We start from the raw sequence: 15,646 nt of genomic DNA, 5'->3' as shown, positions 1-15,646 counted from the left end.
CTGCTTCGAGGTCGGAGCATGAGTACCCATACTGCTCTGGTCTCTCCCAGAATCGGCCCAGCCTAGGTACAATCCCGACATGACTGAAGCAACCTCTTGTCCTCTTTTTGTCCATTTGCGCGTCCATTCCGAGTTTTCGGTCGTGGACGGCATCGCCCGTATACCGCAGCTCATCAAAAAGGCAGCCGGATATGGCCAGCCTGCTATGGCCATTACCGATTTGATGAATCTGTTCGGGTTCATCAAGTTTTATCGGGCCGCTCGCAATAATGGCGTTAAACCCATTGCCGGTGCCGATCTGTGGCTAGAAAACCCCATTGATCGCGACAAGCCGTCGCGCCTGCTTGTGCTGGTGCGCAATCATGATGGCTATCTGGCGCTTTGCGAGCTGCTTACCCGCGCGTGGCTTGACAACCAGTACCGAGGTCGCGGCGAGGTCAAGCGCGAATGGCTGCTGCAGGCGCAGGGGCTTATTGTGCTGTCTGGAGGCAGGGCGGGCGATGTAGGGCAACTGTTGGAGGCCGGTCGGGTTGCCGAGGCGGCTGAGCTTGCCGCAGACTGGGCGCGTGCGTTTCCTGACAGCTATTACATTGAGCTGCAACGCAGTGGGCATGACGGTGATGAGGCCTATGTGCAGGCCGCTGTGCGGTTGGCTGCGGCGCAAGGCTTGCCTGTTGTTGCTACCCATCCGGTTCAGTTTCTCGAAGAATCAGATTTTCGCGCCCATGAAGCCCGCGTGTGCATCGCCGAAGGCGAGCGGCTCGGCGATGCCCGACGGCCACGGCGTTTTACCCGCGATCAATACCTGCTCAGTTCGCAAGAAATGGCAAGTCGGTTCGCTGATGTGCCGTCTGCCCTAGCCAACACGGTCGAGATTGCCAAGCGTTGTAACCTGACATTGGTGTTGGGCAAGCCTCAACTGCCCAATTTTCCAACACCCGAAGGCATTACGCTCGACGATTTCATGGTGCAGCTTTCCGAAGAAGGGCTTGCAGAGCGCATGCTGCAGCTGTTTCCTGACGAGGCAGAACGCGAGAAAAACTATCCCAAATATCTAGAGCGACTGCGCTGGGAATGCAAAACCATTATTTCCATGGGTTTCCCAGGCTACTTTCTTATCGTTGCCGACTTCATCAACTGGGGCAAAAATAATGGCGTGCCGGTGGGGCCTGGGCGTGGCTCGGGCGCAGGGTCGCTGGTCGCTTACTCGCTGGGCATTACTGACCTCGATCCACTTCGGTATGACTTGCTGTTTGAGCGGTTTCTGAACCCCGAACGTGTCTCCATGCCTGACTTCGATATCGATTTCTGCCAGGATAATCGCGAACGTGTCATTGAGTACGTCAAGCAAAAGTACGGCAAAGAAGCTGTCAGCCAGATTGCCACGTTCGGCACGCTGGGTGCCAAGGCGGTGGTGCGTGATGTGGGGCGCGTGCTCGAAATGCCTTATTCACTTTGTGACGGGCTTTCCAAGCTGATCCCTTTCAGCCCTGCTGACCCTTGGTCGCTGGAGCGCACACTCAATGAAGAGCCAACCTTCAAAGAGCGCTACGAGCAAGACGAAGAGGTACGGGCGCTAATTGACCTAGCGCGCCCGCTTGAAGGCTTGACCCGTAACATTGGCATGCATGCCGGGGGTGTTTTGATCGCCCCTGGCAAACTCACTGACTTTTGCCCGCTGTATTGCCAGCCTGGCACTGACAGCAATGCCTTCTCGCAATATGACAAAGACGATGTCGAGGCCGCTGGCCTGGTCAAGTTTGACTTTCTTGGCCTGCGCAACCTGACTATTCTCGACTGGGCCGTGCGCTTTGTGCGTCGGTTCAACGAAACTAAGCGCGACTTCGATATTCTGTCTTTGCCACTCGACGACGCCAAGGCGTACCAGTTGTTGTGTGAAGGCAATACCACGGCGGTGTTCCAGCTTGAGTCGCGCGGTATGAAAGAGCTGCTCAAGAATCTTCGACCCAATACCTTTGAAGATGTTATCGCCATGCTGGCGCTGTATCGCCCCGGCCCGCTTGAGTCAGGCATGGTGGTCGACTTCGTCAATCGTAAGCATGGTCGCGCTGAAGTTGACTATTTTCACAAAGACCTGGAGTCTGTGCTCTCGAGTACCTATGGGGTAATCGTGTACCAAGAGCAGGTGATGCTGATCTCGCAGATTATCGGGGGCTACACACTGGGTGGCGCCGACCTGCTGCGACGTGCCATGGGTAAGAAAAAGCCCTCAGAAATGGCCAAGCACCGCGTGCTCTTTGAAACCGGTGCTGTTGAAAAAGGGTATGACGCCGAGCTGGCCGTCAAGCTATTCGACTTGATGGAAAAATTTGCAGGCTATGGTTTTAACAAGAGTCACTCTGCTGCTTATGCGCTGATCGCCTATCAGACAGCCTGGCTCAAGTATTATCATCCAGCCGAGTTTCTGGCCGCCACCTTGTCGTCAGACATGGATGACACTGACAAGGTGCAGATTTTCTGGAAAGACGCACTGGCCAATAAGGTCGAGGTGTTGCCGCCCGACGTCAATGCGTCGCCTTACCGCTTTGAGCCTGTAAACGATGAATACGTGGCAAAAGGCCTGCCACCGCGCACCATGCGCTACGGTTTGGGGGCGGTAAAGGGCACGGGTCAAGCTGCTGTTGAAGAGATCATCAGAACACGAGAAGAGAGCGGGCCGTTCGTCAGCCTGTTTGACTTCTGCCGCCGCGTTAATCGCCACATGGTTAACCGCCGCACCATAGAGGCGCTGATACGCGCAGGTGCGTTCGATCAGATCGAAGAAAATCGTGCGGCACTGCTGGCCACGATTGGCAACGCGATCGAGGCGGCGGAGCAAGCCGCACGCAGCGCCAATCAAGTTTCGCTGTTCGCCGATGATGCCAATGACATTGTCGAAGGTGAGCTGGCCAAAGTTGCACCGTGGGATCTTCAAACACGGCTGTTGCAAGAAAAGGCAGCCCTGGGGTTTTATTTCAGTGGCCATCTTTTCGATGCCTGGCGCGATGAGGTACGTCGTTTCGCGCCCACACCGCTTGTCCGTCTCGAACCGTCGCGCAGTCTGCAGTGGTTTGCGGGCGTGTTGGCTTCGGTGCGTGTCAAGATGACTCGCCGCGGCAAGATGATGTACGCCTTGCTTGATGATGGCTCCGCCCAGGTCGAAGTAGCGGTATTTAATGAGCTATACGAGCAGCATCGCAACCGCCTAAAAGAAGATCATCTCGTCATTATTCATGGCAAAGTCAGCAATGACGATTATTCAGGAGGGCTGCGTGTTTCTGCCGATGCTGTTTACGATTTGCAGCTGGCCCGTGAAGAAAGGGCACGCAGCTTGCGTATTTCGTTAAATGGCAACGCCGATACCAATCGTCTGCGGCAGGTGCTAAACCCATTTCGCGCCGAACCTGAAAATGGCATCCCGGGTGTGCCTGTTGAAATACGCCTGCACAAAAGCCCCTTTCTATGCACGCTCAAGCTGGGTGAAGACTGGCGTGTGCGTATGGCAGACGCCATGTTCGAACAACTTGACCGGTGGGTAGACCGAGAGGCTGTGGAGATTATTTACTGATGCAGCCTTTGCGCATTCTTCATACTGAAGCGGCCGTCGCCTTCGGCGGGCAGGAACACCGCATATATAAAGAACTGCACGCCATGCGCGATCGTGGGCATCAACTTGAGGCCGTGTGCCAGCCGCAGGCTCAGCTTGTATCCCGGCTGCGCGATGATGGGTTTATTGTGCACACCATGCCCATGGGGGGCGCATCAAATTACCTTAAAGGCGTGGCCGCCATGCGTGGCATTTTGCGCCAAGGCAACTACGACGTCATCAATACCCACAGTCGTATCGACACACTGATTGCGGGCACGGCAGGCAGGCTGAACGGCGGGCCCCTTATCGTCCGCACACGCCACCTGGCCAACAAGGTTGGCTCCATGCTTTCCTACACCTGGCTGCCACATCGCGTTACCACGGTCAGCGATTATGTCCGCAGCTATCTCATCAGCCGTGGCGTGCCTGAACAGCATGTCGCCACTATTTATTCACCTATCGTCCTGCCTCCGCTGGTCGAACACTCAACGCTTCGTGACGAGCTTGGGCTCTCCAATGACGACATCGTTGTGGGTTGTGTGGCCGTCATGCGCGCAAAGAAGGGGCATCGCACCCTTATCGACGCCATTCGGCCCTTGATGGCAGACAGGCCGCAACTGCATCTGGTTCTGGTAGGCAGTGGCTCACCCACCTTTGAACAGGTGCAGGCCTATGTAGCGCAGTTGGGCCTGCAGTCTCGTATTCACATGCTGGGTACACGACGAGATGTGCCCAATCTGCTTGCTGGCTGTAATCTGTTCGCACTGGCTACGGAGCAAGAAGCATCGGGCACGGTATATGTCGAGGCACAGGCCGCCGGCTTGCCGGTTGTTGGCACACGCGTAGGTGGTGTGGCAGAGATGATGCGTGAAGACGTCACCGGCCTGCTGGTACCGGCAAAAGATGTGGCCGCGCTTACAGCCGCGTTACAACAGCTGGTTGACGACCCACAGTTGCGTCGTCGCATGGGCCAGGCAGGCTATCGCATGGTGCGCGAAGAGGGTGTTTTCTCAACTGAGCGGCTGGCCGAACGTACCGAATCCGTTTATCGCAAATGGCTGGGAGAACGCCAATGAGCAGTACGCCAGCTGTTCCTGTGCTGATGTATCACCACGTCACGCCCGAAGGCGGCATGATTGCCGTCACGCCCGAGGTGTTTGACCGGCAAATGGCCAGGCTGGCGCGCGCAGGCTATACCTCGTTAACCGCAGAACAGTTCGCTGGCTACCTGGCGGGTGAAACGGTACCCAAGAAATCGATCGTCATCACTTTTGACGATGGTTATCTCAACAACTGGGTATATGCGCACCCGATACTACAGCGCCACGGCTTGCACGCCATTCTGTTTATTGTCACGGGGCTCATCGGTGACGGCGACGCCAGGCCCTGTGCAGGGCAAGGGGCCACCTTGCCAGCTACACCAGATCACCATGCCTGTAAAAAAATCCTTGCAGAAGGTCAGGCTGATGACGTTATGCTGCGCTGGAGCGAAATACACGCCATGCGCGAAGCGGGTACCTTCGAGTTCCACTCACATACCCATACGCACACACGCTGGGATAAAGAATGCGGTGCCGACGCCGATGTCAAACGTCGACATATTGCCCAAGAGCTGGCCGATTCGCGCGCCGCACTGCAACGTAATCTGGGCGAGGCCAGTAACCACTTATGCTGGCCACAGGGGTACTTTGACGTCGACTACGTCGAGGCGGCCCGAGAGGCCGGGTTTCGCCATCTCTATACAACCGACGCATTTGGGCAAAACTTGCCGGGCACCAGTCCGGAGCATATCTACCGCTTTGCTGTTCGCAATCTACCTGGAAGCTGGCTGAACCGCCGCATCTGGCTCACAGCTCACCCCCAGCTGGGTGCGGGCTATTTGGCCTGGCGCGCCTGGAAAAAACAGCTCAGGAAACGCAAATGACTCTTTCTGTCATCATCATCACCAAGAACGAGTCTGCTCATATTCTTGATTGCCTCGAATCTGTTGCCTTTGCAGACGAATTTATTGTGGTCGATTCGGGCAGCACCGATAACACGGTTGAGCTTGCGCGCAACTTTGGTGCGCGCGTCGAGGTGACGTCTGACTGGCCCGGGTTCGGCCCCCAAAAAAACAGGGCACTCGACTTGGCCACGGGCGACTGGATATTGTCTATCGACGCCGACGAACGGGTTACGCCAGAACTGGCCGACGAAATCAAAGAGGTGCTGGCCGGCACTTCAATACAGGCCTGTGAAATCGCCCGCCTTTCCGATTTCTGTGGCCGCTTTATCAGGCACAGTGGTTGGTGGCCAGATTACGTGCTACGGCTGTTTCAGCGCGGTTCGGCCCGATTCACCGATGCGGCGGTACACGAACGTGTTGAACTCAATACCGGCACGCCCCGCAGGCTCAAATACCACTTTCTTCATTACCCTTACGCCAACCTGGATGCGTTGATTGCAAAAGTAAACCGATACTCATCCGATGCGGCGGCCATGATGTATGCACGCGGTAAGCGGGCCACAGTACTGAGCGCACTCGGGCATGGGTTCTGGACATTTGTACGCATCTATCTGATACGGCGCGGCTTTCTGGACGGCCGTCATGGCCTTGTGCTGGCCATCACGGCGGCGGCAGGCAGCTTCTTCCGTTATGCCAAGCTAAGTTTTATGTCTGGACCAAAGTAATAAGAAATCAGCAATAAGCAGGCAGAGGGCGCTGCAGCAGACCATCGTAGAAGGCGTTGGCTCAGATCCACCCGCGCACCCAATAAACCAGCAGCGCGACATACTCTTTGACGATAGACCGACTGGCACTCAGCACGCGCAAGTTGGGCTGCCAGAACGAGAACTGAGGGTCACCCGGCACCACGATTTGTGCAGGTGAGGGCGCTGCGATAACGTCCACTCCCTGCTTTCTGAATACCGCCACGGCGCGCGGCATGTGTAAGGCTGACGTGACAAGCAAAACATTTGAAATGTGGTGGTGGCGCAGCAGTTCAGACGTATACAGGCCATTTTCGTAAGTGGTATAGCTACGCTCTTCCAGTACCAGTGCGCTTTCGGGCACACCCTGTTGCTCCAGCGTGTTGGCCATCATTTGGGCTTCGCTGATATTGCCATCAAGGGCCGCTCCCGACAGTATGATCAAGGGCGCACGGCCTGCCCGGTAAAGTATGCCGGCCGTGTTGACGCGCGAATTTGCCAGCTGGCTGTCATAGGGCTCGAACCAGTTCATACGGCTGTTCGCCGTACTGCCGCCCAGCACCACTATGGCCTGAGCCGTGGGCAGTTTCATGGGCAGAGAATGGGGGTATAACTGCTCAAGCCGGCCGCCAGCCCATAACGTAGATGCAGGTAGCGACCAGAATAGTGCCCAGCCCACGCCGATAACGGCCAGGATGACACCGGTTTTGCGTCGGCGGGCAATAAATGCGACGGCGCCGATGAGCAGTAAAGCAATGCAAAGATTAAGTGGTATTACGAGGTTGGTCAGAAAGCTGGAAAATGTCATGCGCTGTGATTCTGGTTGGCGGAATGAACGATGTTGACTGCGTTTGGGGGTAAAAGTGCCCGGATGGTTTCCGATACTTGGTCCAGGCTGGGCCAACCGTGCGCCGACCCAAGGCCGGATGCCGTCTCTGACCATGGCCCCGTGCGCTCGCGCTGGGTTACACCAAAAAGCGTCAGCTGATTGGCACCTGCTGCGGCAGCGACATGTGATACGCCTGAATCATTGCATACCACCAGCCCGGCAAGACGGGTGAGTGTAGCAAACGCACCCAGCTTAAGAGAAGGGATTAAGCCCGCTGTAGGTGCGTTTCTTTTTGCTTCAGCGGTTTCGCCGGGTGGTGGACACATGACGATGGTATAGCCCTGATCTTGCAATTGTCGAGTCAGGGCATCGAAGTTCGGCCAAACTTTTATTTGCCCACGGTGCAAGCCCGTCGCGGTGGGAGCAATCAAAATAAAGTGGCCTTCCTCCAGGCCGGCATCAAGCATGGCTCGCCGACCTTCTTCAAGATGTCGTTCGGATAACCACAGATCGAGCTTGCGTGTGGTCGCAAGCGGCGTGCTTGGCAGGCCCCAGCGTCGCAAGGTCTGCGTCGTCACATAATGCCAGGATTCAACCGCGTGCAGATCATTTGAAGGCTTTGTGACAGGCCAGCGCAGGATCAGACTGCGTCCATCGTCGCGATAACCTGCACTTGGCACGCCTGCAAACTTGAAAACCATGGCACTAGACAAGGAGTCTGGCAGCAACAGCCCTCGTGGATGTGCGTACCGTGCCCTTTTCCTGTGAGTGTGTACGGCGGCGCGATCTTCTTGCCACCTGCCTTTCATTTCAACAAACCCTGCCAACGGATACGCTGATAGCAGGTCTCGAGCCCAGGGGCGAGCGCACACAACAACCGGTATGCGAGTTTCGAGCAGCGCGTGCAAGCTTGGCAGACACATGCAGACATCGCCTATCCAATTTGGAAGACGGACGTAGATGGCGGAAATCGTAGGCATTGGCAAACGTTGTAACAGCTGTGAAGAGTATGATGAGCCTGGTCCGGTGACCTGGACAGAGGTCTGCCGTTAAAATGGCCGGCCGACCCGTGCCGTTAATATAAGCGAGTTTATTGTTGAAGTCAGATTCCTCTGCCCAAGCCACGCATTCAGACGCCGTTAATTTTGATCTCTGGCGACGTATTTACGCCCGTGTCGGCGCCTACTGGAAGGTTGTCGCGCTTGCCGTGGCGCTGGTCAGCGTCTCAGCGGCCACTCAGCCAACATTGGCCGTAATCATGAAGCCCCTGCTTGATGAGGGCTTTAGTGGCGCCAAACCTTCCTACATGTGGTCCATTCCGCTTGCAGTCATTGGGCTTATGCTATTGCGTGGTATCACTACATTTGCCAGCAGCTATCTGCTGTCGTGGGTGGCCCAAAACGTGTTGCTAGGCCTGCGCAAAGAAATGTTCGACCGCCTGCTAGGGCTGTCGGACGAAGAATTCAAACGCAGCGACTCTGGCCGCCTGCTCAATCGTTTCACCATAGACGCCGGCACAGTGGCCGGTCGGGCGACAGACGTAATTACTGTGCTGGTACGTGAAACGCTGGTGGTTGTGGCCTTGCTGGTCGTACTGCTGTACATGTCATGGCAGCTCACCCTCATTGTCATCGTCATGCTGCCCATCTCCACGGTGATCGCGCGTATTTTTATTCGTCGATTGCGTCTAATCAACCGCGAAACCATTGGCATGAATGCCGAGCTCACTCGCGTCGTGCGAGAGGGTATCGAAGGCCAGCGCGTCGTCAAGCTGTTTGATGGTTACAAGCGAGAGTCAAAGCGTTTTGACTACGTCAATGGTCGCCTGCGCCGTTTTGCCATGAGGGCGGCCAGCGCCGATGCAGCCATGTCACCACTTTCGCAATTTTCCATTGCCCTGTCGGTGGCGGCGGTCATTGCCGTGGCGTTGTACCAGGCCAACCACGGCAACCTCACTGTTGGTAGTTTTGCCGCCTTCATGGCGGCTTTGGGGCAGATCTTCGATCCCGTCAAACGGCTTACCAATATAGCAAGCTCCATGCAGCGCATGCTTATATCGGGCGAAAGCGTATTTGCGCTTATTGACCAAAAACCTGAAGACGACACCGGAACGCGCACTTTCGACAGCCCCATAGCTGGCCGCATTGAACTGCGCGATATAACGCATCGCTTTCCCAACGCTATTTCAGACACACTTTCCAGCGTGTCGTTAGTGGTCGAGCCGGGTGAAACTGTTGCGCTGGTCGGTCGTTCAGGTAGCGGCAAAACCACTCTGGTCAACATGATTCCCCGCTTCGTCGCACCCACTAAAGGTGAAGTTCTGGTCGATGGTGTCGCCGTGCGTGATCTCACATTGCGTAGCCTGCGTCATCAGTTGTCTTTGGTCAGCCAGGACGTCGTGCTGTTTGAAGGCACCATAGGCGAAAACGTTGGCTACGGGGCACTCAGTGAGGCCAGCAACGAGCAGATTCACGACGCTCTGGCAGCGGCTAACCTGCTGGAGTTTGTTCAGGGGCTACCACAAGGTATTGACACCGCCGTTGGCGAAAATGCAAATCAGCTTTCAGGCGGGCAGCGCCAACGGCTCGCGATAGCTCGTGCGCTTATCAAGAATGCGCCCATCCTCATTCTTGATGAGGCCACGTCGGCACTCGACAGTGAGTCTGAGCGACAAGTACAAGATTCGCTTGAGCGCCTCATGAAAGGGCGCACCACCCTGGTTATTGCACATCGGCTTTCTACCGTGCAAAAGGCAGACCGTATAGTTGTGCTTGATGCGGGGCGCATCGTAGAGCAGGGTAGGCACCAAGAACTGCTAGACCTTAATGGCCTCTACGCATCGTTATATCGCATGCAGTTTCGTGAAGATTAAGCTTACATCTCTTTTAATGCTAGCTTGGCCCAGGCAGCTGGTACCGTGACAGAATTTACCAGCTTGGCCCAGGCAGCTGGTACTGTGACGGAATTTACTAGTTTGGCCCAAGCGACTGGTACCGTGACAGAATTTGCTAGCATGGCCCATATTGCTGGTACTGCGGCAGAATTTACTAGCTTGGCCCAGGTAGCTGGTATCGTGACAGAATAGGAATCAAACATGAAAAAACTGGCTCTTGTTGCTTTACTTGCAACACTCGCAGGCTGCGCCACTGGCCCAAACGCGGGCCTCACAGAGGCACGTCTTACGGCTTCCCACATGGATACGTCTCTCTATCACCGCCAAGACCGCATCATTCCGACAACCTTTGCAAAACTGCAAATGGCATTGTTCAAGCAAGAGCGAGTCTGCGGCTCGGCGCCCGTTTTCAAAATGGAGCCGCGGCAAACAAACTACGCTACACTTACCGACATGCCCGAACCGTCGCCCACCTATGAGAACGCGGTGGTGGCTAAATTGACCCAAGTCATGGCAACCTATCTTGCTCCGGAGCGAGTCAAGGCTGAAATCTACAGTTATTATGACGACGCTGCCACCCGTGACCGTGTTGAGCGGCTTTTCGACGCGGTTGAATATCCGGGCGTATGTCCTGGGCAGCCAAGAGTAAAGCCAGCTGATAGCGATAGCAAAGCAAAACAAGGTTAAGCCGCCAGCAAGATAAGTACCGGCCTACCGCTCGCGCGGTAGCGACGCCCGTAGCCATTAATAACAAAGTAAATAACTAAGTCGCCAGCAAGATGGGGGCGTCCCTGCAAGACATGCTATAGCGCCGCTTTCATCCGCTCGCAAGGCCTCATGAACATCTTGCGCAGCCGTTTGGAAAGCTGGTTCTTTCCATTGGCAATGGAAAAAGTGCTCGCTAAGTGCGGTTGATCACGCCGTTCCAACCGCATGTGTCGATGCTTTAAGAGCTGAGCACCAAGGTGGGCTTTTTTAGTAATAGTGCCGCGGGTGCTGGGAGGCTACTCAGAACGAGCAGGCCAAACAAAACCCGCCGAAGCGGGGGTGTGTTATCGGCGCAATCCATCTACCGTTTGTCTGGCGGCCTGTTGGGCGCGCGTCCTGGGACATCTGGCTTGTGCTGGCCTGGCTGACCCAGGTTCGGCTTTGCGGGACTTTTCTTCTCGGGCATATCAGGCTTATGTTGGCCTGGCTTCTTTGGGGCTTCGTGTTGGTTCATAATCTATCTCCAATGAAAGAGCACCCCTTGGGCCGTGGCAGGAACAAGCGCTGGCTAGTGCTGCTCATCTATGGCAGAGCATAAAGCGTGCCTATCAGGCAAAAGAGAAGCTCCATTAGGGGCTGGTAGGTTAAGGCTAAACAGTCCTCCTGAGCGTAGCGCCGCAAGGGCGCCTACAGCACATCACTGCCATTGCGCTGGTGTAAGGCGGCCTAACATTCTAATGAGCCATCCAGTTGAAATAAGCGAAGACATACCCGATGTCCATACAGACTCAATGTGCAGATTTTGACAGCCTGAGCCGCACCTACCGCTGTACTGCGCCGTTAAGCACAAAATCTCCATCTCTTCAGCGCGCTGACTTTCAAAAAAAACGCTCATACGTCATGCGAAGAACAGTGCTGTGCTGATGCAAACCATTCTTACTTTCCGGCCGGGCTGGCCGACGGTAAAGCGGCAACGAAATCGCCTTCGTACCGCCGGCTAAGTTGCGCATAGAAGCGATCGGTGTACAGGGTTACCTGCTTGGGCAACCCATGATTTACGCGGGCTTTACCGCTTCAACCCATGCCGTGTCGACAGTGAATGAATTGTCTTCCCGCACCTGAAAATACTCCAGCACTTCCGTCGGTGCATCTTTCAAAAGAGACTCGATCGCGACAACATGCTCGGCGGGCGTTTTCATTCTTTCGACCCAAGTGGCAAAGTTCAGCGGTAATCGCCATTCTCGCGACGCCAAGTCTTGGAAGCCTTCGCCCTTAAGCATCGCTTCCCAATCGGGTACCGAGCGGTTTCGCACATGCGAAGTATCGCGCAGCAATTCGATGGATTGCATAAACGTTGTCAATAGCGCGTTTTTTGGCGCTACAACATCGATGACCACCAATTTTCCGCCGGGCTTCAGGACCCGCATAATCTGCTCTGCCGCAGTCTGAATACAGACCCAGTGATGAGCGCTATAACGAGTAAGAACGATATCGAAGGACTCTGCGGGAAATGGCAAGTCCTCAACGTAGCCCTGTTGAATTTGTATGTTGCCAAGGCCGCGCTCTTGCGCTGTGCGCTGCACCAGCGCCAACATTTCCTTTGACAAATCGTAAGACGTGACGCTGGCTGCAAAGGGCGCCACGGCAAAGCTTACGTGCCCTGCGCCGCAACCAAGGTCGAGCACCCTGGCCTCTGGTTGTGCCTTGACGAAGGCTGCCAAGTCCTGCAAATCCTGACCTTCGGCATGCACGGCGCTGGTCAGATATGCAGCGGCAACCGGGGCGTACTGTTCCGAAACTACTTGTGTCTGCTTGCGCATGATGTTCTTCCTAGAATAATTGAGCTTGTATTCTAAGTTTTCCGTATGCTCGTACAAGACCATTGTATATACTAGTATAAAAGCTGATAGGCTCTAGCCCGTATCCTCTTCTAGCATCCATCCAGTATTTAAAGACAAGTCAGCTGTGTGCCCTTTAGGGCGGCGGGGGGCAGCGTGTTCGCCGACCGCTTTATGCTTTAATTTCAGAGCGCTACTTCGTGCTGGCGTCTTACCAGGCTATAGCGCAGCACCCAAGACGCCGTTCCCGAGTTAGATAAAGTGTACGTAAGGCCGCCAGCATCAGGTTTAGCAACCGGGTTGCCTGCACGTATCCACCTTTTAATTTCTGTGTCTGAGAGCATGCCTTGTAAAATACGCTTAGCTACCATTTCCCTGGCTCCAATTGGTAGCTAGAGATCCTAGCTACCAAGTTGATACGGCATGCAAGGGTGCGCGAGGAAACATATAGATATAACTATTTTTTACTTTTCAGTCGCTTGAGCTATTGAATGGTATGGCCAAAAACGCGTAGAAGCTCAGATCAGCACAATATCGTATTGCTCCTGGGAGTACTGGCTCTCTACTTCCAGAGAAATCGGCTTCCCGATGAAATCGCCCAGCATGGCAAGATGAGAGCTTTCTTCTTCCAGAAATAAGTCCACAATTGCCTGAGAGGCCAGAATGCGGAATTCTTTGGGGTTGAACTGTCGCGACTCACGCAGAATCTCTCGAAGAATCTCATAGCACAATGTACGTGGCGTGCGCACATTGCCTCGCGCCTGACATGTGGGGCAAGGCTCGCACATTTGATGAGCCAAAGAGTCGCGCGTGCGCTTGCGAGTCATCTCAACCAGACCAAGCTGGCTAAAGCCGCTGACAGTTGTACGCGTGCGATCCTTGCCTAGTGCCTTATTGAACTCCGCCAGCACCGAAGCCCGGTGGCCAACATCGTCCATATCAATAAAATCAAGAATAATAATGCCGCCAAGATTGCGCAGGCGCAGCTGTCGTGCCATTGCAACCGCTGCTTCCAGATTGGTTTTAAAAATAGTGTCGTCGAAATTGCGTCCACCTACAAATCCGCCTGTGTTGACGTCAACCGTAGTCAAGGCTTCGGTCTGATCAATAATCAGATAGCCGCCTGATTTCAGGTCTACACGACGAGACAGCGCGCGGGCAATTTCCTCGTCGACATTGGCGATATCAAACAGTGGTCGTTCACCGCTGTAGTGCTGAATTCGATCAAGCACCGAAGGTGTATAGGTTTTTGCCCAATCAATCAGCTGCTGTGTGGTGGTGCGCGAATCGACGCGTATGGTGCCGGTGTGTGGGCCAACCATGTCGCGCAGCACGCGCTGAGCCAATGTAAGGTCGTTATAGAGCAAAGAGGGCGCCGGCAAGGTTTTCGCTTTGGCCTGAACCGCCGCCCAGAGCGTGCTCAAGTAAGACTGGTCAGACTTCAACTCGTCATCGGTCGCGCCTTCGGCCTGAGTCCGTACGATGAATCCGCCGGTTTCGTCCGGCGCCTTGAAACTTTGCACGCGTTCGCGCAACGCATACCGGTCGGCCTCTGATTCGATTTTTTGTGAAATACCAATGTGAGGGTCATAGGGCAGGTAAACAAGCATGCGCCCCGCAATGCTAATTTGCGTCGACAGCCGGGCACCCTTAGTGCCTAGAGGGTCTTTAATCACCTGCACCATTAAAGATTGCCCTTCGTACAACAACTTTTCAATAGGGGTGATGGCACTGCCACTGCTGCGTTCCGAGCGGTTCTGCCTGAGGTCGGCGACATGAATGAACGCCGCGCGCTCCAGGCCGATGTCAACAAAAGCGCTTTGCATTCCAGGCAAAACCCGCACTATCTTGCCCAAATACAGGTTGCCAACGTGCCCTCTCTGTATGCTGCGTTCAATATGTATCTCTTGTACTGCGCCTTGCTCAACAAGTGCTACGCGAGTTTCAAATGGCGTTACGTTGATCAAAATATCTTCAGTCATGCATGCTCTTGTCTGTGTGATGCGGGTGGATTGCCGGAGTTCTTATAGTGTTAGTTATACAGGAAGCGTTGCTGTTGCCCGTGTGCAGCCAGAAAGATTCAACGTGCCAAGCCAGTACACCCGTAAACCTGGTTTGTATCGCGACACGTGACTCTGGTTGCCTGCGCAGATTCAACGCTACTACTGCAAAGATAAAGGAATTCTTGCTGTTTGTGTAAACCCGGCATGGCACTCGCTCTCAAGATGTGCTGGCTGGTAGCCTTGCGGGTGCCTGACTATCTAGCACCAGCTATACAAAAAGCTTTCTTTTCGTCGCCTCCATCCAGGGGAACGTCCTGCCAGTGTTCACCTGGGGGCGGAGGCAGGGCAGGGGAGGCGTCTTACGTCCCGCAAATAAGAAGAAACCACCATCCGTGCATATATATAGAGAACGGCGTGGATAAAGAGAACGGCTTGAACCTGCGGACACGAGGGCAACTGCGCTTGGAGAAAGAAAGAGGGGCTAGCTTCCATCCGCGCATGGACTCAGCAAGTCGTAGTGTATTGAGCCAGTAAACGAATTTCGCTCATGTGTTTACGCTGGCCGCGTCCATACTGTGTCTTCCGGCTAGATATGATTGCCTGTGTAGGTAGCCTAGCGACTGTCTGTGTAGGTACCCAGGCAATACCCAGCGATATCCAGCGAAACCTAGCCAATACCCGGCGAACACTCAGCGAGTATTTAGCGAATACCCAGCGAACACTCAGCGAGTATTTAGCGAATACCCAGCGAATACCCAGCGAATACCCAGCGAATACCCAGCGAATACCCAGCGAATACCCAGCGAATACCCATCCTGCATCAGCTCAAAATCCCAAGATATTCCCGTAAACCCCACGCCCTGAGCGCAAATTTCATTCTTTTCCCAATTAATTTCATTTATTTCTAATTTATTTATTCCCTTTATCTTTCATAGCCTTGGTGGTTAAACAGGTGCTTTACAGAGGCGGCTCAGGGCGTTTTTGGGGTAAATCGATTTGCGTGGTTTAAAACGGCTTGCTATAGTCTCGTTCTTCGCAGCACAAACACCTAGGGTTTTCCCGCAGTGTGAGGGCCGCCACTTAGGCAGTTAGGGCGTT

Annotated in this window: 10 protein-coding genes; 6 read left to right on the top strand and 4 right to left on the bottom strand. The window is 54.7% G+C overall.

The window, feature by feature from the left end:
• Positions 1-79: 79 nt before the first annotated feature.
• The 4 genes from dnaE to FQ179_RS20995 are packed head-to-tail and all read left to right on the top strand — an operon-like array spanning position 80 to position 6,259.
• Entirely contained in the window at positions 80-3,568 is a 3,489-nt protein-coding gene (dnaE, locus tag FQ179_RS21010; RefSeq protein WP_149399526.1) for a DNA polymerase III subunit alpha, read from the top strand.
• Complete coding sequence (locus FQ179_RS21005; protein ID WP_149399524.1) at positions 3,568-4,665, top strand: glycosyltransferase family 4 protein; 1,098 nt, start codon at positions 3,568-3,570, stop codon at positions 4,663-4,665. Before dnaE ends, FQ179_RS21005 begins: the two co-directional genes overlap by 1 nt.
• Entirely contained in the window at positions 4,662-5,513 is an 852-nt protein-coding gene (locus FQ179_RS21000; RefSeq protein WP_149399522.1) for a polysaccharide deacetylase family protein, read from the top strand. Before FQ179_RS21005 ends, FQ179_RS21000 begins: the two co-directional genes overlap by 4 nt.
• Complete coding sequence (locus FQ179_RS20995) at positions 5,510-6,259, top strand: glycosyltransferase family 2 protein (RefSeq protein ID WP_149399521.1); 750 nt, start codon at positions 5,510-5,512, stop codon at positions 6,257-6,259. Before FQ179_RS21000 ends, FQ179_RS20995 begins: the two co-directional genes overlap by 4 nt.
• Positions 6,260-6,320: 61 nt before the next feature.
• Here the strand turns inward: FQ179_RS20995 and FQ179_RS20990 are convergent, their stop codons facing one another.
• Together FQ179_RS20990 and FQ179_RS20985 are read right to left on the bottom strand one after the other, a co-directional pair.
• On the bottom strand, positions 6,321-7,085 hold the full coding sequence (locus FQ179_RS20990; protein ID WP_149399520.1) for a YdcF family protein: 765 nt from the start codon (positions 7,083-7,085) through the stop codon (positions 6,321-6,323).
• Positions 7,082-8,086, bottom strand: coding sequence for a glycosyltransferase family 9 protein (locus FQ179_RS20985; protein ID WP_149399518.1), 1,005 nt, complete (start codon positions 8,084-8,086; stop codon positions 7,082-7,084). The genes FQ179_RS20990 and FQ179_RS20985 overlap by 4 nt, the downstream gene beginning before the upstream one ends.
• A gap of 116 nt (positions 8,087-8,202) precedes the next feature.
• On the opposite strand from FQ179_RS20985, the gene msbA reads away from it, so the two are divergent.
• Together msbA and FQ179_RS20975 are read left to right on the top strand one after the other, a co-directional pair.
• The gene (msbA, locus tag FQ179_RS20980; protein WP_370459924.1) at positions 8,203-9,978 is read left to right on the top strand and encodes a lipid A export permease/ATP-binding protein MsbA; all 1,776 of its coding nucleotides are present in this window, start codon (positions 8,203-8,205) and stop codon (positions 9,976-9,978) included.
• Between the two features lie 222 nt (positions 9,979-10,200).
• Positions 10,201-10,686 carry a hypothetical protein gene (locus FQ179_RS20975; protein ID WP_149399514.1) on the top strand — a complete coding sequence of 162 codons (486 nt, stop codon included), beginning with the start codon at positions 10,201-10,203 and terminating at the stop codon, positions 10,684-10,686.
• A 1,076-nt stretch (positions 10,687-11,762) separates the two neighbouring features.
• Here FQ179_RS20975 and FQ179_RS20970 read toward each other — a convergent pair.
• Both FQ179_RS20970 and rng read right to left on the bottom strand, forming a co-directional pair.
• A complete protein-coding gene (locus FQ179_RS20970) occupies positions 11,763-12,590 on the bottom strand; it encodes a class I SAM-dependent methyltransferase (RefSeq protein ID WP_370459923.1) in 828 nt (275 codons plus the stop codon).
• 473 nt (positions 12,591-13,063) lie between these two features.
• Positions 13,064-14,527, bottom strand: coding sequence for a ribonuclease G (rng, locus tag FQ179_RS20965; RefSeq protein WP_149399512.1), 1,464 nt, complete (start codon positions 14,525-14,527; stop codon positions 13,064-13,066).
• Positions 14,528-15,646 lie beyond the last annotated feature (1,119 nt).

This window comes from Pusillimonas sp. ANT_WB101 (genome assembly GCF_008369125.1).
Taxonomy (GTDB): domain Bacteria; phylum Pseudomonadota; class Gammaproteobacteria; order Burkholderiales; family Burkholderiaceae_B; genus Allopusillimonas.
The sequence above is the reverse complement of the archived record's forward strand: the minus strand, read 5'-3'. Positions and strand labels throughout refer to the sequence as shown.

Excerpts from the sequence above, each read along its gene's own strand:
- dnaE (WP_149399526.1), top strand. The coding sequence starts at position 80 with ATGACTGAAGCAACCTCTTGTCCTCTTTTTGTCCATTTGCGCGTCCAT.
- FQ179_RS21005 (WP_149399524.1), top strand. The coding sequence starts at position 3,568 with ATGCAGCCTTTGCGCATTCTTCATACTGAAGCGGCCGTCGCCTTCGGC.
- FQ179_RS21000 (WP_149399522.1), top strand. The coding sequence starts at position 4,662 with ATGAGCAGTACGCCAGCTGTTCCTGTGCTGATGTATCACCACGTCACG.
- FQ179_RS20995 (WP_149399521.1), top strand. The coding sequence starts at position 5,510 with ATGACTCTTTCTGTCATCATCATCACCAAGAACGAGTCTGCTCATATT.
- FQ179_RS20990 (WP_149399520.1), bottom strand. The coding sequence starts at position 7,085 with ATGACATTTTCCAGCTTTCTGACCAACCTCGTAATACCACTTAATCTT.
- FQ179_RS20985 (WP_149399518.1), bottom strand. The coding sequence starts at position 8,086 with ATGCCTACGATTTCCGCCATCTACGTCCGTCTTCCAAATTGGATAGGC.
- FQ179_RS20975 (WP_149399514.1), top strand. The coding sequence starts at position 10,201 with ATGAAAAAACTGGCTCTTGTTGCTTTACTTGCAACACTCGCAGGCTGC.
- FQ179_RS20970 (WP_370459923.1), bottom strand. The coding sequence starts at position 12,590 with ATGGTCTTGTACGAGCATACGGAAAACTTAGAATACAAGCTCAATTAT.
- rng (WP_149399512.1), bottom strand. The coding sequence starts at position 14,527 with ATGACTGAAGATATTTTGATCAACGTAACGCCATTTGAAACTCGCGTA.